Source organism: Paenibacillus sp. NRS-1760 (assembly GCF_050467785.1).
Taxonomy (GTDB): domain Bacteria; phylum Bacillota; class Bacilli; order Paenibacillales; family Paenibacillaceae; genus Pristimantibacillus.
In genome coordinates this window covers 203,740-223,248 of sequence record NZ_JBITPK010000011.1, presented here as the reverse complement: position 1 = coordinate 223,248, position 19,509 = coordinate 203,740, and the positions used below count along the sequence as shown (strand labels likewise).

At 47.5% G+C, this 19,509-nt stretch carries 17 protein-coding genes; 15 read left to right on the top strand and 2 right to left on the bottom strand.

All coding sequences use genetic code 11. The features are described from left to right. Positions 1-22: 22 nt before the first annotated feature. Positions 23-193 carry a hypothetical protein gene (locus tag ACIFSR_RS14870; RefSeq protein ID WP_339203469.1) on the bottom strand — a complete coding sequence of 57 codons (171 nt, stop codon included), beginning with the start codon at positions 191-193 and terminating at the stop codon, positions 23-25. Between ACIFSR_RS14870 and ACIFSR_RS14865 the strand changes: the two genes are divergently transcribed. From ACIFSR_RS14865 to ACIFSR_RS14840, 6 genes are all read left to right on the top strand, one after another. Then, complete coding sequence (locus ACIFSR_RS14865; protein ID WP_430058003.1) at positions 188-463, top strand: hypothetical protein; 276 nt, start codon at positions 188-190, stop codon at positions 461-463. The genes ACIFSR_RS14870 and ACIFSR_RS14865 overlap by 6 nt on opposite strands. 256 nt (positions 464-719) lie before the next feature. Further along, complete coding sequence (prmA, locus tag ACIFSR_RS14860) at positions 720-1,718, top strand: 50S ribosomal protein L11 methyltransferase (RefSeq protein WP_339203467.1); 999 nt, start codon at positions 720-722, stop codon at positions 1,716-1,718. After that, positions 1,718-2,392, top strand: a complete 675-nt coding sequence (locus ACIFSR_RS14855; protein WP_076266879.1) for a site-2 protease family protein — start codon at positions 1,718-1,720, stop codon at positions 2,390-2,392. The genes prmA and ACIFSR_RS14855 overlap by 1 nt, the downstream gene beginning before the upstream one ends. Positions 2,393-2,503: 111 nt before the next feature. Then, positions 2,504-3,280, top strand: a complete 777-nt coding sequence (locus tag ACIFSR_RS14850) for an RsmE family RNA methyltransferase (RefSeq protein WP_339203463.1) — start codon at positions 2,504-2,506, stop codon at positions 3,278-3,280. A 5-nt stretch (positions 3,281-3,285) separates the two neighbouring features. Next, complete coding sequence (gene mtaB, locus ACIFSR_RS14845) at positions 3,286-4,677, top strand: tRNA (N(6)-L-threonylcarbamoyladenosine(37)-C(2))-methylthiotransferase MtaB (protein WP_339203461.1); 1,392 nt, start codon at positions 3,286-3,288, stop codon at positions 4,675-4,677. Positions 4,678-4,792: 115 nt separating this feature from the next. Continuing rightward, entirely contained in the window at positions 4,793-5,224 is a 432-nt protein-coding gene (locus tag ACIFSR_RS14840) for an NUDIX hydrolase (RefSeq protein ID WP_076266880.1), read from the top strand. A gap of 2 nt (positions 5,225-5,226) precedes the next feature. Here ACIFSR_RS14840 and ACIFSR_RS14835 read toward each other — a convergent pair whose 3' ends face one another. After that, a complete protein-coding gene (locus ACIFSR_RS14835) occupies positions 5,227-6,201 on the bottom strand; it encodes a Na/Pi cotransporter family protein (RefSeq protein WP_339203459.1) in 975 nt (324 codons plus the stop codon). Between the two features lie 107 nt (positions 6,202-6,308). Between ACIFSR_RS14835 and ACIFSR_RS14830 the strand changes: the two genes are divergently transcribed. The 9 genes from ACIFSR_RS14830 to floA all read left to right on the top strand — a co-directional run bounded on the left by ACIFSR_RS14830 (position 6,309) and on the right by floA (position 19,506). Continuing rightward, positions 6,309-7,718 carry a class I SAM-dependent rRNA methyltransferase gene (locus ACIFSR_RS14830; RefSeq protein ID WP_339203457.1) on the top strand — a complete coding sequence of 470 codons (1,410 nt, stop codon included), beginning with the start codon at positions 6,309-6,311 and terminating at the stop codon, positions 7,716-7,718. Positions 7,719-7,750: 32 nt separating this feature from the next. Further along, positions 7,751-11,266, top strand: a complete 3,516-nt coding sequence (addB, locus tag ACIFSR_RS14825) for a helicase-exonuclease AddAB subunit AddB (RefSeq protein WP_430057999.1) — start codon at positions 7,751-7,753, stop codon at positions 11,264-11,266. Positions 11,267-11,269: 3 nt separating this feature from the next. Further along, positions 11,270-15,124 (top strand): helicase-exonuclease AddAB subunit AddA, encoded by a 3,855-nt coding sequence (gene addA / locus ACIFSR_RS14820; RefSeq protein WP_430057997.1) that lies wholly within the window; start codon positions 11,270-11,272, stop codon positions 15,122-15,124. 15 nt (positions 15,125-15,139) lie between these two features. Next, positions 15,140-15,754, top strand: a complete 615-nt coding sequence (locus ACIFSR_RS14815) for a hypothetical protein (protein WP_339203451.1) — start codon at positions 15,140-15,142, stop codon at positions 15,752-15,754. Between the two features lie 127 nt (positions 15,755-15,881). Beyond that, positions 15,882-16,229 (top strand): histidine triad nucleotide-binding protein, encoded by a 348-nt coding sequence (locus tag ACIFSR_RS14810; RefSeq protein WP_430057996.1) that lies wholly within the window; start codon positions 15,882-15,884, stop codon positions 16,227-16,229. Between the two features lie 91 nt (positions 16,230-16,320). Continuing rightward, entirely contained in the window at positions 16,321-16,494 is a 174-nt protein-coding gene (gene rpsU / locus ACIFSR_RS14805) for a 30S ribosomal protein S21 (RefSeq protein WP_005547957.1), read from the top strand. Positions 16,495-16,509: 15 nt separating this feature from the next. Further along, entirely contained in the window at positions 16,510-16,953 is a 444-nt protein-coding gene (locus ACIFSR_RS14800) for a GatB/YqeY domain-containing protein (RefSeq protein ID WP_076266886.1), read from the top strand. Between the two features lie 156 nt (positions 16,954-17,109). After that, complete coding sequence (locus ACIFSR_RS14795; RefSeq protein WP_339203449.1) at positions 17,110-18,483, top strand: NfeD family protein; 1,374 nt, start codon at positions 17,110-17,112, stop codon at positions 18,481-18,483. Positions 18,484-18,516: 33 nt separating this feature from the next. After that, positions 18,517-19,506: a flotillin-like protein FloA gene (gene floA / locus ACIFSR_RS14790; protein ID WP_339203447.1), complete on the top strand. Its 990-nt coding sequence runs from the start codon at positions 18,517-18,519 to the stop codon at positions 19,504-19,506. Positions 19,507-19,509 lie beyond the last annotated feature (3 nt).

Here is a 19,509-nt window from a genome sequence, read left to right as displayed (position 1 = left end):
TCCCTTTTATTCGTTTGAACCATTAAATATGAGCTGCTTCTAGAAGCTCCAGCTGTGCAGGGCGCAGCGATTGGACGAGAATGTCACGCCATTCGCTGTACTTGCTATGCTTTCGAACCGCAGTGAATGGTTCAGCTCGTTTCGTTAGCGGATTTGCTAAATCCAGTTCAATTCTGTCAGGAGCGCCTTGCATCGTTATGATTCTTGTGCCAAGCAGCAAAGCTTCGTCAACATCATGGGTAATGAAAATGATTGTTTTTCCCGTTTCGAGCGCGATTTGTCGCTAATGCGCGTGCAATTGCGGTACGCTGCTTCATTCCACCGAAAAGTTGAAATGGAAGCAGGGAAGAATGTGCGGTTAATCCTACTACCAGAACAGCTTATCATAGGGCGGAACCGGCATTTGCTGCGCCTGCTCAACGAACTCTCTGTATTCTTTTTGGCCGCTTTCTACCAGCGTTGATCTTTTTCAATATTTCTAGGTGACATAATTGCAGTAAACCTCCCGACGATAAAAAGCTTGCTGGAATTGTAAATATCCTCTTCCGGATTCCGTAACGATTGTAGCATAAATACAGCAGTCGGTCTCTTGTGTCATTTTTTTGTGCAAAGGCACTACTCTGGTGTACAATAGATGTTAGGTTTTTAAAGCGAAACGTTTGTCTAGTCGACCGCGGTCGGCGATAGCCGTTTACGATTGGCATTGGAGGATATTACATATGAAATGGTTTGAACTTACAATTTCAACAACTGAAGAGGCGCAAGAGATGATATCCAACTTTTTGCATGAGATGGGAGCCGGAGGCGTATCCATTGAAGAATCGGGTACACTCAGCAAACAGCGTGATACATCATTTGGACAATGGTACGAAACGCCGCTTAACGATATTCCAGAAGGCCAAGCGATCATCAAGGGCTATTTTGGAGAAGACACCGATACCGATGCGCTAGTTGCAGCGATTAGACCTCGTGTCGAAGAGCTTCGTGAGTTTGATATTGATCCCGGAACTGTAGAATATATCGTTGCAACTGTAGATGATGAGGATTGGGCGACTGCGTGGAAGCAATATTTCAAGCCGATTCGCATTTCTGATAAGTTAACGATTAAGCCAACTTGGGAAGAGTATGAAGCAGGTCCGGATGAGCGCATAATCGAGCTGGATCCAGGAATGGCTTTTGGAACAGGGACACACCCTACGACCTCATTGTGTCTGCAAACGCTCGAGTCTGTCATTCGCGGCGGAGAAGAAGTCATTGATGTCGGCACAGGATCAGGAATACTCGCTATTGGAGCTTGTCTGCTGGGCGCGAAGAGCGTACTTGCGGTTGACCTTGATCCCGTTGCTGTTTCCAGTGCCAAAGAGAACGTATCGCTTAACAATCTTTCGGAGAAAGTTGAAGTGCGGCTTAGCGATTTGCTTGGTGTAATTAAGGAAGAATCTGCAGGAGGTGAACAAGCGGCTGCGAATGGCGCTTTCAGAGTTACCGTGCCTGTAGATCTTGTTGTTGCTAATATTTTGGCAGAAATCATCCTGATGTTTGTGGACGATGTATATGCGGCATTAAAACCAAACGGAATTTATATTGCTTCCGGCATTTACAAAAATAAAGAAACCGATGTAGAAGAAGGATTAATTCGTCATGGATTTGAAATTATTGAGAAGCGCCGCGATGAGGATTGGATTGCAATCGTAGCGAGAAAGCCACAGGTGATTTAATGGACTTGCAAAGCTTTTTGCGATTTCCGCTAGAGGATTTGCCATTTATCGTATTGGCTTTAATTATTGCTTTTACCGTGCATGAGTTCGCTCATGCTTACAGCGCTTATAAATTTGGTGATGATACTGCTTATAATGCTGGGCGTGTAACCCTAAACCCGCGTGTGCATTTGGATGTACTAGGGACGCTGTTGATTCTCATTGCCGGATTTGGATGGGCGAAGCCCGTACCGGTAAATCCAAGCAAATTCAAAAGTCCGAGAATGATGAGCATTGTAGTGACCGCAGTAGGACCGTTAAGCAATTTGCTCATGGGTACGATAAGCATTTTTATTTATGTTGCGATTTTGGCTTCAGATATTTTAAGCGGAGCATCTGTCGGTGTGGATGCTGCTGTACATCGATTTTTTGATTATTTTATTTGGTATAATTATTTATTGTTTATTTTTAACCTTATTCCGCTTCCTCCGCTTGACGGCTACCGGATCATCGCAGATCTGTTGCCGCTAAAGCTTCGTTACAAAATGGATCAAAATGTGCAGTGGGGAATGTTTATCTTTTTATTAATCGTATTTATTCCGCCGCTTCGTAAAGTAACACTTGATCCTGTACTTGGGTTAGGCGCAGATCTAATGAACAATACATTTGCGTGGGTTTACCAGATTTTCTTATAGAGGCTAGGCGGCTGCTCGCAGGCTGCTGGCAACGGTTTCTGATAGATTTAGTGAAGACAAACATGTTATTATGAAGGATGGAATTTGTTTAAGGGTGGTTGGAAAAAGATCATGCAACGATATTTCATAGCGGCGGAGCAATTTAGCGACTCTGAAATCCGCCTAATCGGCGATGATGCGCATCACGCCGCAAGGGTTATGCGCACGAAGCCAGGCGATAAGTTTATTGTCAGCGATGGGGAGTCGCGCACGGCGCTTGTCGCTGTGCTTGAAGCATCTGCAACACTCGTAACCGCAGAAATTGTTGAGATGCTAGGCAATGATAGTGAGCCGAAATGGGCAATAACGCTAGCTCAGAGCTTGCCTAAGGGCGACAAAATGGAGCTTGTGATACAGAAAGGAACAGAGATTGGTGCTTATGCATTTGTTCCCTTTCAGTCCGAGCGCATGGTCGTTCAATATGATGCAAAGAAGGAAGCAAAGCGCATAGAGCGATGGAGTAAAATTGCGAAGGAAGCGGCAGAGCAGGCACATCGCAACCGTGTTCCGGCGATTGAGCCGCTGCATAGCTGGCGTGAGCTCATAAAGTCTATGTCCAATTACGATTTGGTTTTATTTTGTTATGAGCGTGAAGGACATCTTGCCCATGGCAGAGGCGTTCGCACAGCGATTAACGAATGGACCGAACAAGCAGGCGAAGTGAGCTCGCCGAAAGTACTGCTCATTATTGGTTCTGAGGGCGGCTTCACGGATCGTGAAGCGGACGAGGCAGAAGCAGCTGGTGCTGTGCTGGTTGGACTAGGCAGAAGAATATTACGAACGGAAACAGCGGGCATCGTAGGATTAACCTGCTTATTATATGAATCCGGAGAAATGGGAGGAGCGTAACAACTATGCCAACAGTCGCATTTTATACGCTGGGCTGCAAAGTAAACTTCTATGATACAGAAGCGATATGGCAGCTATTTAAAAACGAAGGTTATGAACAGGTCGATTTCGAATCGACTGCTGATGTTTACTTAATTAATACATGTACGGTAACCAATACGGGAGACAAGAAGAGCCGTCAAATCATTAGACGGGCTGTTCGTCGCAACCCCGATGCTGTCATTGCGGTCACGGGCTGTTACGCTCAGACCTCTCCAGCAGAGATTATGGCTATTGAAGGCGTCGATCTAGTCATCGGGACACAGGACCGGGAGAAAATTATGACGTTCGTGAATCAAATTCACGATGATCGTCAGCCGGTTAACGCCGTCCGCAATATCATGAAGACTCGTGATTTTGAGGAACTGAATGTACCGGACTTCTCGGAGCGGACGCGTGCGTTCTTGAAAATTCAAGAGGGCTGCAACAACTTCTGTACGTTTTGTATTATTCCATGGTCACGCGGTTTATCTCGCAGCCGTGCTTCAGAAAGCGTGCTAGAGCAAGCTAGACAGCTCGTTGCATCCGGCTACAAGGAAATTGTACTGACGGGTATTCACACTGGCGGCTATGGCGATGATATGGAAAATTACAATTTAACAAGTCTGCTGTGGGACTTGGACAAGGTAGAGGGACTAGAGCGCATTCGAATTAGTTCGATCGAAGCAAGTCAAATCGACGATGCGATGATTGATGTGTTGAACCGTTCCAGTAAAATGTGCCGCCATCTGCATATTCCACTCCAAGCAGGTGAAGACTCCGTATTAAAGCGGATGCGCCGTAAATATACGACTGCAGAATTCGCTGCAAAAATTAAAAGATTGCACGAGGCAATGCCTGGCGTTGCCATTACAACGGATGTTATTGTCGGTTTCCCTGGAGAAACGGAAGAAATGTTCGAAGAGGGCTTCCGCTTCATGGAAGATTTGAAGTTTGCTGAAATGCATGTGTTCCCTTATTCGAAACGCACAGGTACGCCTGCTGCTCGAATGGACGAGCAAGTGGATGAAGAAGTGAAAAATGAGCGCGTGCATAAGCTAATTGATTTGTCAGAGAAAATGCAGCTTGCGTACGCAGAGCAGTACGTTGGCCATGTTCTCGATGTTATCCCAGAGCGCGATTACAAGGGTGCCCCGGGTACTGGGCTTGTTATGGGCTATACGGATAACTATATCCAGGTCGTATTCGACGGCACAGAATCGCTGATCGGCAAGCTTTGCCGAGTGAAAATCACGGAGGCAGGCGTCAACGAATGTCGCGCAAAGCTTGTTCGCGTGATGGAAGATCATCCTGCTGCAGCGAGCGGCATGGAGCAGCACACCTTCGTGCTGGAGCGTCCGGAAGCGATAAGAGCCTAGCTATAGCTTGACAAAATGCGGGGATTCCTTTGCTTATCGATTCCTTTTGTGGAAAAGATGGAGGAATCCTTTGCTGCATATACAATGTGTTTAATGCTGCAAGGGGGAAACGGACATGAAGGAAATTTCAGCAGGCGGTGTCGTTTATCGCCGCACCGAGGAAGGAAAGCTGCAAATCCAGCTCATTCAGGATCGTTACGGAAAAGTTTCGCTGCCAAAAGGAAAAATGGAGCCCGGCGAAACGATTGAACAAACCGCTTTGCGTGAAATCGTCGAAGAAACGGGTCTTGAAGGGGTGATCATCGCTCCGATTGATCAAATTAAATATAAATATGAGCATGAAGCCTTCGGGATGGTCGATAAAGAGGTTCATTATTATTTAGTTGAGGCAGTTGGAGGATCTCTGCATGCACAAGTAGAAGAGATCCGCGGCGTCGATTGGTTTGAACCTGGAGAAGCTTGGAGACGTCAAAAGCAATCCGGATACGATAACAATCATCGCATCGTTGCAGGAGCATTCCAACTGCTGGGTTTGCAAACGGATTAGTGCTAAGTAACGGGATCAAGGCGCCTAAATGTGGGTAGATAACAAAATGGCAGAGCGATCAATGAGCTTAGAATATTGAAAATTGTTTGCGTATGAGCGATTTGCCCTGCTGCAGACGAGGATATCCATTCCGATATCGTCGCAAGCTCGCCGATGAACGGCATAAACAGCAATGCGCCTCCAGCGTTTAAGATGACATGCGACCATGCCACATACTGCCCGGCCTTAGTCCCGCCTATAGAGGCTAACAATGCTGTCGCACAAGTCCCGATGTTTGCGCCGAGAACGACGGCGATACCAAGTTCAATAGGCATCGCGCCTATAGATACGAAACCCATGATGATACCAATAACGGCTGCGCTGCTATGAACAGCAGCTGTAAGAAGCGCACCCGCTGCGAGCCCCCACCATAAGCTCTCATTTGCTTTTCCAAGAAACCAGCTGAACATGGGGCTGTCTTGGACGGCAGAGCCTACGCCTTGCATCATCGTCATCCCAGTAAGGAGCAGAGCGAAGCCGCACAGCACGACAGAGGTCGAACGAACTGCTGGAAGCCAGCGCGCATTCCGAACAGCAGGAAACAGACGTAATTCTCCTAGTAAAGCCGTTGCCAGCCACATTCCGATCGAGAGGATGAGCAAGGGAACGGCCAGTTTATTTAAATTTAGACCGATTAGCTCTGTCGTTATGCAGGTGCCAATATTCGTACCGAGTATTATGCCTAATGTACGCGGGAATGTAAGCAAGCCGGCATTGACCATTCCAATGGCAATAACCGTTACGGCTGTGCTGCTTTGTAGAAAAGCAGTCGTGACCGTTCCGATTGCTAGTCCGTGAATCGGGGTTGCGGTTGATCGTTTTAGGATTCCGGTCAAATACGGACCGGCTAATCGATGCAGCGCCAGCTCCATCAGCTTCATGCCGCACATGAAAACAGAAAACCCAAGCAGCATTGGAATGAGTATAGTCTGAACCATGGTTTGGACTCCTTATTATTTATTTCAAGTTTTGATTCGTAAATATACATATGCTGCAAGCAAGACAAGCATGACTAGCAAGTCCAATGAGGGGAAGCGAGATAAACGTGAGCAATCCAAAAATATTTCTTCTAAAAGCAAGGAAAAAGAGGCTGGAGCAAGGACATCCTTGGGTCTATGCGACAGAAATTGATCGTTTGGAAGGTGATGCGAAGCCGGGTGATTTGGTTGATGTTGTTAACCATCAAGGACGTTATTTAGCAACAGGCTATTGGAATCCAAAATCACAAATTACAGTAAGAATCGTTGCATATACGCCAATCGCTGCGATGGATGCAAGCTTTTTCCGTGATCGCCTTCGTCAGTGTCAAGAGCATCGCCGTCGCTTCGTTGCGGATGCCGATTGCCGCTTAGTTTACGGGGAAGCGGATTTTCTTCCTGGGCTTGTTGTTGACCGTTTCAACAATGTGCTGGTGCTTCAGTTTTTGACTCTTGGGATGGATGTAAGAAGAGAAGCGCTGATTGAGGCGTTGATTGACGTATTTCAGCCTGTCGGCATCTATGAGCGCAGTGATGTGGGTGTTCGAGTGCTTGAAGGATTGGAAGAGCGGACGGGGGTGCTTTACGGTGATTGCCCATCCATTATTGAAATTGAGGAAAACGGCTTGAAGCTTGAGGTTGATATTGTTGAAGGCCAGAAAACAGGCTATTTCTTCGATCAACGTGAAAACCGTGCTGCCATTGCTCCGCTTATGAAAGGCTGGGGAGGCCGGAGCGGTATTCATCTCGTAGAGCGTGAAGCACTGGAATCAGGCTCTGTTCAAATCGAGGCAAGCGTTGTAAGTAAATCATCTGGTACATCCGATTTCGTGCCGGTGAACGCGAATGGCAAAGTGGTCACTTTTCCTTTCTGGGATGGTGCTTCGGTGCTTGAATGTTTTGCCCATACAGGAAGCTTCACACTGCATGCTTGCAAATATGGCGCCAAGAAAGTAACATGCTTGGATGTTTCGGAGCACGCCATCGAAACCGCAAAGCGCAACGTTGAGCGCAACGGGTACTCCGATCGGGTCGAGTTTGTTGTCGCAGACGCTTTCGATTATTTGCGCGTTCAAGTGAAAGGGCTCGACGAGAGAAAACAGCGCGCGCTTGGCGGCGTAGATACGTCCAAGAAGATGGAAGGCGGAGCGGGGCGGACCTGGGATGTTGTTATTCTTGATCCGCCGGCATTTGCAAAAACGAAGAGCGCAGTAGCAGGCGCATGCCGCGGCTACAAAGATATCAATTTACAAGGCTTAAAGCTTGTGAATGAGGGCGGATATTTAGTTACGGCAAGCTGCTCGTATCATATGCGTCCTGAGTTGTTTCTGGAAACGATCCAAGAAGCGGCTGTAGATGCAGGCAAGCTTCTTCGTTTGGTTGAATGGCGCGCGGCAGGCAAGGATCATCCTCAGCTGCTCGGCGTGAATGAAGGACATTACTTGAAATTCGCAATATTTGAAGTACGAAGCAAATAATTGATTTAAACGAATAGACGGGAGAGTTGCACATGTCGCTTCGCTTTGTCATCGGGCGTTCGGGAGCCGGAAAAACATCCTATTGCTTGAATGAAATAAGAAAGCAGCTGCGCGATCAACCGGACGGACCGCCGCTCGTCATGCTCGTACCGGAACAGGCTACTTTTCAAACCGAATATGCGCTGCTGCAGAGCGGTGAATTAAACGGGACGATCAGGGCGCAGGCGCTAAGCTTTCGGCGCCTTGCCTTTCGGGTCATGCAGGAGACGGGCGGAACGGCGCTCGTTCCGATTAACGATACGGGGAAGCATATGCTTCTCTACAAGATCGTACATCGGCTCGGAAAGCAGCTTGAGCTGTTTCAAAATGGTGCGGAACAGCCTGGATTCATCGATAGGCTTGCAGAGCTTCTAACAGAGTGGAAAAGGTACGGAATAGATTCCGAGCTCTTACAGGACAAGCAGGACGCTTCTAAGGCAGAAGCAGGCCAATCAACATTGCTAAAGCGCAAGCTGCATGATTTGCAGCTCATTTATAGTCAGATGGAGCAGGAACTCGCGGGCATGTATATAGACGCCGAGGATTATTTGCGTTATTTGCAAAATGGTTTTGCTAATGCCTCTGCTATGAATGGCGCTCATATATGGGTGGATGGATTTTATGGATTTACGCCAACGGAATATGAAGCGCTAGGAACGTTGATCGGTTCATCCGCTCAGGTGACGGTCACACTTACACTAAATAGAACTTATGGAATAGGCGAGCTGCCGCATGAACTGGATCTGTTTCATCCAACAGCCGAAACCTACAATAAGCTGATGGAGCTGGCTGCTCAATATGAGGTTGTGGTCGATTCTCCCATATTGCTGGATGAAATTCCTCCTGTTCGGTTTAAAAGCAGTCCAATGCTTGCTCATCTTGAGAAGCATTATAGTGAGAGAATACCGATGCTTATTGCTGACAAAACGATATTGGACGCAGAAGATGCACGCTGCGGCTTGTCGCTGCATGCTGCTGCGAATCGACGTGCCGAGGTTGAGGCCGTTGCACGCGATATCGTTCGCAGAGCTCGTAAAGAAGGGCTGCGCTGGCGGGAAATTGCGGTTATGGTACGAAATGCGGAGGATTATACCGACTATATCGGACTTGTCTTTGCTGATTACGGCATTCCTTATTTTGTCGATCAGAAGGAGAAGGCCGTCCATCATCCATTGATTGAGTTTATTCGGTCTGCGCTTGAAACCGTCTTGTTTGGCTGGCGATACGATGCGGTGTTCCGCTGCATTAAGACGGAGATGTTGTTCAAGGTTGACGGAAGTCTGCCTAGAGACTGGTTCGATATGCTGGAAAACTATGCGCTCGCTGCAGGCATTGATGGCTGGAAATGGCTTGACCATAAGCGGTGGCATCCGTTAGTTCCTGTTTCACTTGATGATGACGAGGATATAGAGACCAAAATCAGCGAAAAGGCGCAGCGTGAATTCAATATCGTACTTGCAGCCAGAGAGGTTGTTGTTCCTCCTCTTCGCCGCTTCTCTGATGCACTGAATAAGGCCGAAAATGTTCAAGGGATGTGCGAGGCTTTATATCGTTTGCTCGATGAATCCGAAGCAGCAGATAAGCTCGAGCGCTGGAGCATTCAAGATACTGGAGCAGGGAAAACACAAAGAGCAAGAAGCCACAAGCAGCTTTGGGACAGTGTCATGCAGCTTTTGGATCAATTAGTTGAACTGGCTGGAAAACAGACCGTAACACCAGAATTGTTCGCCGGCATGATTGAGGCGGGGCTTGACAGCTTGAAGCTTGCTGCGGTACCGCCAGCGCTTGATCAAGTATTGATCGGCAGCATGGACCGAACACGGTCGGGGCATATACATGTATGTTACGTGCTAGGTGCAAATGACGGCATCATGCCAATGCGTGTGAAAGAAGACGGCATTCTTACTGAATCGGAGCGGGAACGTTTGGCTGATGATGGAATCGTAATGGCCCCAGGGGTGCGCAGGCGCCTGCTTGATGAGCGATTTATGATCTATAACGCATTGACCACGCCAAGCAAGCATTTATGGCTTAGCTGGGCACAAGCCGACGAGGAAGGGAAAAGCTTGCTGCCTTCAGAGATTGTAAGGCATGTCCGTCAGTTGTTCCCGGGCATAGCCGTTCAAAGTATCGCAGCAGAGCCATCGCCAAGCTTGCCATTGTCCGAGCAAAGAAAGTTCGTCTCGCAGCCGCAGCGAACGATGTCCTATTTGATCGGAGCTATTAGGAAATGGCAGCAGGGAGCAGTTATTGCGCCTTTCTGGTGGGATCTATACAATTGGTACGCGGTTCGTCCGGAGTGGCAGCAGAAGCTTCAGCTGCTGACAAGCTCCTTAACTTATGAGAACCAAGAGCAGTTCCTTTCTAAGGATACAGCACGAGAGCTTTATGGAGCGAGGTTGCAAGTTAGCGTATCGCGCATGGAACGGTTCGTATCGTGTCCATTTCAGCATTTTGCCATACACGGCCTAAAGCTGAGGGAAAGAAAGCTTTACCGGCTGGATGCCCCTGATGTTGGTCAATTGTTTCACGCTGCTCTAAGTAAGGTGGCGACGAGTTTTGGAGGACGCTGGGGAAAAACATCGGAAGCGGAGCTTAAGGCGGTCGTCTCGCAAACGGTCGATGATTTGGTTCCTAAGTTGCAATCCCAAATCTTGTTAAGCAGCAGTCGTTTTCAATATATCGCTCGCAAGCTGAAGGAAATTGTTGGCCAAGCAGCGCTTATGCTGGGTGAACATGCGCGAAGGGCGCAATTCCATCCCGTAGGCACCGAGGTCGATTTTGGCCCTGATGGGAAGCTGCCTGCACTCCGCATTCCGCTTGAGGCGGGCGGTGAGATAGAGATTATCGGCAGGATCGACCGTGTTGATGCTGCAGAAACGGAGGAAGGTCTGCTGCTGCGCGTGCTTGATTACAAATCGAGCTCGACGCATCTAAGACTTGAAGAAGTTGCCCATGGGCTTTCCCTGCAGATGCTGACTTATTTGGATGTACTGGTTACACATGCATCGGCATGGCTTGGTCGACCTGCTTCTCCGGCCGGTGTACTTTATTTTCATGTGCATAATCCAATTCTGGCGCTGACCAACAGCATTAGCCCTTCTGAAGCAAACGGTCAGCTCTTAAAGCGATTCAAAATGCGTGGACTGGTTACGGCTGATTCGGAAACCGTTAGACTGATGGACGATGAGCTGGACACTGGCTATTCAGAGCTGCTGCCCGTTGCTTTGAAGCGGGATGGAAGCTTTTATAGCAGCTCTTCGGTCGTCTCGAATGAACAATGGGACGTGCTTCGCCATTCTGTTAGAAATACAATCAGCCGAATTGGCAGCTCGATACAGTCAGGTGATGTTTCAATTGAGCCTTATCGTATCGGAACAAAAACACCTTGCCAGTATTGCGATTATAAAGCGGTTTGTCAGTTTGATGCTCAGTTCGACGGAAATGAGTATAGGAAGCTGAGCAAACCTTCTAAGGAACATATATGGCAGCAGCTAGAGGGGGAGTAATGGATGATGCACACTGCAAAGGATTCGCCCAAGCCGGAAAATAGTACATGGACCGATGATCAATGGGATGCAATCGTTACAAGCGGCTCGAACATCCTTGTAGCTGCTGCAGCGGGTTCTGGTAAAACAGCCGTTCTCGTTGAGCGAATCATCCGTAAAATATCAGCGAACGCCGATGTTGACCGTCTGCTCGTTGCAACCTTTACGAAGGCGGCTGCAGCGGAAATGAAGGATAGGATTCGAAACGCTTTAGAGCTTGAATTGGAAAAGCAACCCGATTCGGAGCATTTGCGAAGGCAACTCGCCCTAATGAATAGAGCATCGATTACGACACTACACTCGTTTTGTATGGACGTCATTAGGCGTTACTATCCGTTAATCGGGCTTGATCCTGGCTTTCGTATTGCAAACGAGACCGAAAGTGAGCTAATGCGCCTTGACGTTCTCGATCAGCTATTTGAGCAAAAGTATGAAGGGGCTGGCGATAACGGCGCTTTTCTAAGGCTTGCCGATCGTTATGGCGGTGAGCGCGGCGATGAGCCTTTGTATCGGCTGGTTCAACAATTGTTCGACTTTGCGCAAAGCCATCCATGGCCTGAATATTGGCTTAGGCAAACCGCAGATGCCTTTAATATGGCGGATGTCGCAGCGCTGCAAAACAGTACGTGGGTTGTCAGTTTAATAGGCGATATTGAGATGGCTTTAGAAGGAGCGAGCTCGCTGCTGCACCAAGCCTTAGAGCTAACGCGACAACCTGCTGGCCCAGCACCTTATGCGGCTACCTTTGATGATGATTTGCAAATCATTAGCAGTCTCTCGGAACTGGTACATTCCATGCCCTGGGAATGTTGGATAGCACCTTTTCAGTCCATCGAATTCGGCAAGCTGAAGGCGATGCGCGGCGATGAATATGACAAGTCCCTTCAGGAGCAGGCGAAGGAGCTGCGCGATCAAGCAAAGAAGCTGATCACTTCACTTTCTGATGAGTTATTTGGCAGATCTGCGGAGCAGTTTTTGGAAGAGCTTCAGGAGCTTGCTCCTCTGATGAAGGCATTATCCGAGCTTGTTATCGAATTTGGTCAAGGCTATGAAGCGGCTAAACGCGCGAAAGGGATGCTCGATTTTGGTGATTTGGAGCATTATTGCTTACGTATTTTGCGTGATCCGTCTTCTACACCTGAACAAATGCTGCCTTCGATTGCAGCGATTGAATTCCAGCAGCAATTCGATGAAATATTGCTTGATGAATATCAAGATACGAATATGGTGCAGGAAGCAATCGTTTCGTTAATTGAACGGCCAGGTGCTGGCAACCGGTTTATGGTTGGCGATGTTAAGCAAAGCATTTACGGCTTCCGCCTTGCTGAACCGAAGCTGTTTTTGCAAAAATATAAATCGTACCTGTCTCGTCATGAGATGAACAAGCGATCGGAAACAGATGAGTCCCACGCTCTGCGCATCGATTTGGCGCGCAACTTTCGCAGTCGATCGGAAGTTGTTGATGGCGTGAATGCGGTTTTCCGCGCCATCATGCGCGAGACGGTAGCTGAAATGGATTACGATGAGCGAGCAGAACTCGTTTGTGGCGCTACCTACCCAGATCCAGTGCCAGCCGATCGTTGTCAAGTTGAGTTTGCCGTGTTGAATAAAGCGGATGCAGATGACGAAGAGACAGCTGATGCCGATAACTCAGAGTCATCAGAGGGACAGGGTGAGGGAGAGCAAGGAGAAAATGGAACGCTCCTCGAATCAGCTTCCGAGCTAAAGGCGGCGCAGTTGGAGGCGCGCTGGATCGCTCAGCAGCTGCAATCTCTTATCGACAGCGGATTCCAGGTTTATGATGGCAAACGGCGTGAGAATCGACCTATGCAATGGCGGGATGTCGTTATCTTGTTAAGGGCGACTCAGCAGTGGGCGCCAATTATCATAGAGGAACTGCAAGGAAGCGGTATTCCTGCTTATGCGGAGCTGAGCAGCGGCTATTTTGAAGCGACAGAAGTCGAGACGATGCTTTCCTTGTTAAGAGTTATCGATAATCCGTATCAGGATATTCCGCTTGCGGCTGCATTGCGATCGCCATTATTTGCATTAAACGGTGAGGAACTTGCAAGAATACGCATCCAATCTGCGAAATCAACGTATTATGATGCGGTCCTTCAAGCAGCAGGCGATTTGTTTATGGATGAGGACACGCGCAGGAAGCTTTCGCTTTTCTTGGACAGCTTGGATCGCTGGCGTGAGGAAGCAAGGCAGGGCTCGCTTGCTAATTTGCTATGGGAAATCTACCGCGAGACCGGGTATTACGATTTTGTAGGCGGCTTGCCAGGAGGGACGCAGCGTCAAGCGAATTTGCGTGCGCTGCATGACCGGGCTCGGCAGTATGAAGCGACCTCGTTCCGCGGTTTGTTTCGATTTCTAAGATTTATCGAACGTATGCGCGATAGCGGCGGCGACTTGGGTACTGCAAGAGCGCTCGGCGAACAAGAGGATGTCGTTCGCATCATGTCCATTCATAAGAGCAAGGGGCTTGAATTTCCGGTTGTATTCGTAGCAGGTCTAGGCAAGCTGTTCAATCAGCAGGATGTGCGAAGTGCGTTCTTGAAACACAAAGAGCTCGGTTTCGGGCCTCGTTTTGTTGATCCTGCTCTTCGCATTAGTTATCCTACACTTCCTTATTTGGCTATCCGAAGAGCCATGCGTAAAGAAATGCTAGCAGAGGAAATGCGTATTTTGTATGTTGCGCTAACCCGGCCAAAAGAAAAAATGTTTCTCGTCGCGACTGTAGCGGATGCCGAAGCCAAGCTTAAGCGATGGCTTTCTTCCGTCGATGCTTCAGGTAAAATGTCTGATTTCCGGGTTGCTGCAGCACGCTCGTTTATCGATTGGCTAGGTCCGCTAGCGGCTAGGCAAATCAATGACAGTCAGCTGGCTGACTACAATGCTCCGAACTGGCATGCTGGTGTTGTTTCAGCTTCTATATTCGGCACTGAAGCCGCAGCGGCGTCAGAGACGGAGCTGCAGGACCAGGACAAGGAAGAGCGGCTTCAAGCGGTTACTTCACTATCGCTTCTTGAGCATGTAGAAGCAGATGATGAGCTGCGTGAGCGGTTGGAATGGCATTATCCGCATCAAGAAGCGGCGGCACTCGCTGCCAAAACATCGGTTACGGAAATGAAGAGGCTGTATTCGGAGGAGCAGGAGGATGCGGTTCCATTAGACGAGCTGAATCAGCATCAGGCGAATACACATCTTCAAGAAGCTGCAACTGCTCCAGAAGCATCGTATACGTTCCGACTGCGCCGTCCAGCCTTTATGGAGGAAAAGTCGCTTACAGCAGCTGAGAAGGGCTCTGTTAATCATTTGCTTATGCAGCTTGTCTCCCTCACAGAAGAAATAGATGAACCGATGCTTAAACAAACGCTTGATCATATGATTGAGCAGCGCTTATTAACAGTAAAGCAATCGGAGGCAATTGATTTGCCGAACGTCGCAGCTTTTTTCCGAAGCGAGCTGGGACAGCGGTTGTTAAACGCTAACTGGGTGCGAAGAGAGGTTCCGTTCAGCTGCATGTTCCCTGCTAAACGTGTTTATCCGAATTCAGATCTAGATGAGCCGATATTGATTCAAGGGGTAATAGACTGTTTGTTCGAGGATGCTGCTGGCGTCGTACTGCTCGATTATAAGACGGATCGAATTTATAAGGAGCAATGGGTGGAAGCAGCGGAGCGGCATCGTTTCCAGCTGGAGCTGTATGCCGAAGCAATCGAATCTGTTCTCGGGAGAAAAGTGGATGAGAGCCATGTCTTTTTCTTTGACGGGGGTCAATCCGTTCACCTTAAGAGAACAAACCAAATCTAAAAGGAGGCTGTGAAGTTGGAACCACAGCAAACGGGCAAACGCTCTATCGCGCTGCCGATAACTCTCGTTATTCTTGTATTCAGCTTAATCGGCAATGTTTTTTTGTACTCGCAATTTTTACAAAATAAACAAGAAAACAATTATGTAAAAGGCCAAAAAATATTTAAAGCAGCGATTGGTTCTAAAGATTATATAGAAAAAATGCTTCCGCAGCTGGATGCTTTGCTTCAAAGTAAAACTTTAGACGAACGGTATGCCATTGCATTTCTTTCAGGTCAAGCAGCTGCGAGCGGCCATGCTTTGGTGGAATTTACTGCAGAAGCAGCAAGCGTGAATGCAGAGCCGGAAAAAATCAATAAAGAGCTTACCTCAGCCTATGTAACTGATGTCGACAAAGGCTTGCAAACGATTGGTCACTATGATGGTGCTCTGAACGAAACCGATGCCGCGTACATTCAGGGATTAAAAAGTGCGTTTGAAACCATATCAGGTATTATGAGTGGTTTTAATGCAAATATCGGTGAGAGCCGTATTGCAATTATTCGATTGTCCAGCGGGCTTGAATGGGCTCAGCTTGTTGAACAGATGCAGGCTGTTATGAAGGAAAAATCAGCTGAGATTTCGAAGTAGCAGCATGGATTCTGTCGCTTTTTTGGAAGGGTGTCTTCGAAGTTTTTGCGGGTTATCTTTAATGATTGGACGAGCGGCTAAAATTTCGGTATGATATGGTAAGGAAAGCGAATAGGGGGTGAAACCTATGGACTGTATTTTCTGTAAATTAATCGAGGGTGCAATACCTTCGAAGAAGGTATTTGAGAATGACAGAATTCTCGCATTCCACGATATACAGCCAGCTGCTCCTGTACATATTCTTATCATTCCTAAGAAGCATATCGCAACGATGAATGATGTTACCGATGAAGATGACGAGGTTATAGCCGAGATGTTCGCGGTAGCTCGTCAAATCGCAAAGGAACAAGGAATTGCGGAGTCAGGCTATCGACTGGTCAACAATGTTAATGCCGACGGAGGACAGCTTGTTTATCATCTGCATATCCATGTATTGGGGGGAACGAAACTTTCTTCTCGGGTTGTAGATAACTAAAGTTGACACTGCCTTTTGGTTTGACATATAATGAAATTTGATAAACCGTGTTATAGCTCTGGACGGTCTGTTTCGGAGGGAGGGAAAACTGGTGTCTGAAACTAAAGTTCGCAAAAACGAAACTATTGATGCTGCGCTTCGCCGCTTTAAACGTTCCATCGCTAAAGATGGTGTTCTAGCTGAGGTGAAAAAACGCAAGCATTATGAAAAGCCAAGTGTAAAGCGCAAGAAGAAGTCTGAGGCTGCGCGCAAGAGAAAGTTTTAGGAGGATCCTTCCATAATGAACCTGAGCGAAAGATTGACCGATGATATGAAGCAAGCCATGAAGAATCAGGACAAGTTTAAACTTTCCGTTATTCGTATGATGCGCGCGTCAGTGAAAAACTTGGAAATCGATCTCAAGCGTCCATTGGACGATAACGAAGTGCTTGATATATTGAGTCGCGAAATCAAACAACGTAAAGATTCCCTCCAAGAATTTAAAAAAGCCAGCCGCGATGATTTAGTAGCGGGTCTTGTGGTCGAAATTGAAATTATTAGTCAATACCTTCCCGAACAGCTGACTGAAGAAGAGATTCAAGAGATAGTAACGCAGACCATCCATGAACTCGGTGCTTCTTCCAAAGCCGATATGGGAAAAGTTATGAGTGCCCTTTTGCCTAAAACAAAAGGACGCGCTGACGGTAAACTAGTAAATCAGCTCGTTCAGCAACATCTCAACTAACTAAACATACGGACTCACAAAACACCCCTTAACGGGGGTGTTTTTTTGTACGTTTCAAGTGTAAATGGTATGATATGGAGAAGGCTGCCTGAAACGTTTTCATTTGTCAAACGTAGTAGAAAGCAAACACGAAAAAAAGGAGGAACCTTCTTGCACATGAATCGATGGCGAAGAAGTATGTCCGCCACTCCAATCGCATTGATCGCAGCGGTGTTAATGGTGACGCTTGCAGCATTATTTGGTTCACCGGGGGAGAAAGCAAAGGCAGCAAATGAAGTTGGCCCAGCAGTGTATGTGATTCCCGTTAAACAAACGGTGGAATCGGGGCTTCAATCCTTTTTGGAGAGAGCCTTTAAAGAAGCTGAGGAAGCAAAAGCTGAGCATGTGATTCTCGTTATTAATACGCTTGGCGGCAAAGTCGTAAACGCAGAGGAAATTGGTCATCTTATAAGGGAGAGCGCTATTCCTACTACGGCTTTTGTTGAGGGGAAAGCAGTATCAGCAGGCACTTATATTGCTTTGAATGCTGACAATATTATTATGCAGCCAGGCAGCACGATAGGTGCAGCTGCAGTGGTGAATGGCTCGGGAACTTTAGAGGATAATCCCAAAACGATTTCCTATTGGACCTCTGAAATGAGCGAGTCTGCAGGATTACAGGGTCGCGATAAGAATATCGCTGTCGCTATGGCGGATCCGAATGCAACAGTGGAGCTGAAAGACAAGCTTGGCAGAGATAAGCTGAAGGGAGAAATTCTTACCCTGTCAGCAAGTGAAGCTGAGAAAGTCGGATACTCTGAGCATACAGCAGCGAACGTTGATGAAGCAGTCAAATGGCTGGGCTTGGAAGGCAGAACACAAATTGAGGTTGTTCCGTCACTTGCGGAAAATGTAGCTAGATGGCTGCTCAATCCAATCGTTATGACGATTTTGCTCATACTTGGCATTGCAGGTATCGTTATTGAAATGATCATTCCAGGCTTTGGAGTACCGGGCGTTGTCGGAATATTATCGTTTGCCCTTTATTTCTTTGGCCACTATGTTGCTGGATTTGCTGGAATGGAGTCGGTCGTGCTGTTTGTAATTGGAATAGCCTTGCTCATAATCGAAGTGTTTGTACCAAGCTTTGGGATTTTGGGCTTGCTCGGCAGTGCTGCGTTGGTAGCAGGAGTCGTTACCGCTGCTTCAGACCCAATGACGGCTTTTATATCGATCGTCATTGCGTTAGTTGTTGCCACCATTCTAATCGTTATTTTTATTAGAATGAACAAATCCAGAGGTATTTGGAACAAATTTATATTGCGCGAGAAGCTGACAACGGAGCAAGGTTTTGTTTCTGCGGATATAAAGGATTCACTGCTCGGATTGCAAGGGACAACAATTACTCCGCTTAGACCAGCAGGAACAATTGTTATGAATGACAAGCGAATTGATGTCGTTACCTCTGGTGAGTTTATCGATACGAACCGAACGGTGACAGTCATTAAAGCGGAAGGTACTTGGGTCGTTGTCAAAGAAGTAACAAAATAGAGAAAACGAATATACAAATGGAGGTTGGAACAAATGGATCCTATCGTATCTTTTTTAATTTTGGCTGTCGTTGTTATTATCGTACTGTCCGTATTCTTAAGCTTTTTCCCGATTATGCTGTGGGTATCTGCATTAGCATCGGGCGTTAGAGTTGGAATTATTACGCTTGTTGCCATGCGTCTTCGCCGCGTCGTACCAAGCAGAATCGTCAACCCGTTAATTAAGGCAACAAAAGCAGGGCTGGGACTTAACATAAACCAGCTTGAGAGTCACTTCTTGGCAGGCGGTAACGTCGATCGGGTTGTCAATGCGCTGATTGCAGCGCAACGTGCGAACATTCCACTTATATTCGAACGTGCGGCGGCTATCGATTTGGCTGGTCGTGATGTACTACAAGCCGTACAAATGAGCGTTAATCCGCGCGTCATTGAAACACCAATCGTAGCTGCGGTTGCGAAGGATGGTATTGAAGTGAAAGTAAAAGCTCGTGTTACGGTTCGTGCCAACATTGAACGCCTAGTCGGTGGTGCTGGTGAAGAAACAATTATTGCTCGTGTTGGTGAAGGGATTGTAACGACTGTAGGTTCTGCTGGCTCACATAAAGACGTTTTGGAAAACCCGGACATGATCTCTCGCACTGTGCTTGGCAAAGGGCTTGACGCAGGTACAGCGTTTGAAATATTGTCGATCGATATCGCGGACGTTGATGTAGGCAAAAACATTGGTGCACATCTTCAAACGGAACAAGCGGAAGCGGACAAAAAAATCGCTCAAGCAAAAGCCGAGGAGCGCCGTGCGATGGCCGTTGCTCACGAACAGGAAATGAAAGCAAAAGTCGTTGAGATGGAAGCGCGCGTAGTAGAGTCGGAATCACAAGTTCCACTTGCCATGGCTGAAGCGCTTAGAAACGGGAAAATTGGCGTTATGGACTATATGAACTTGAAAAACATCGAAGCGGATACCCATATGCGCAGCTCTATCGGCAAGCAGGACAGTTCTACAGACATTAAAGACGGCCGATAAAGT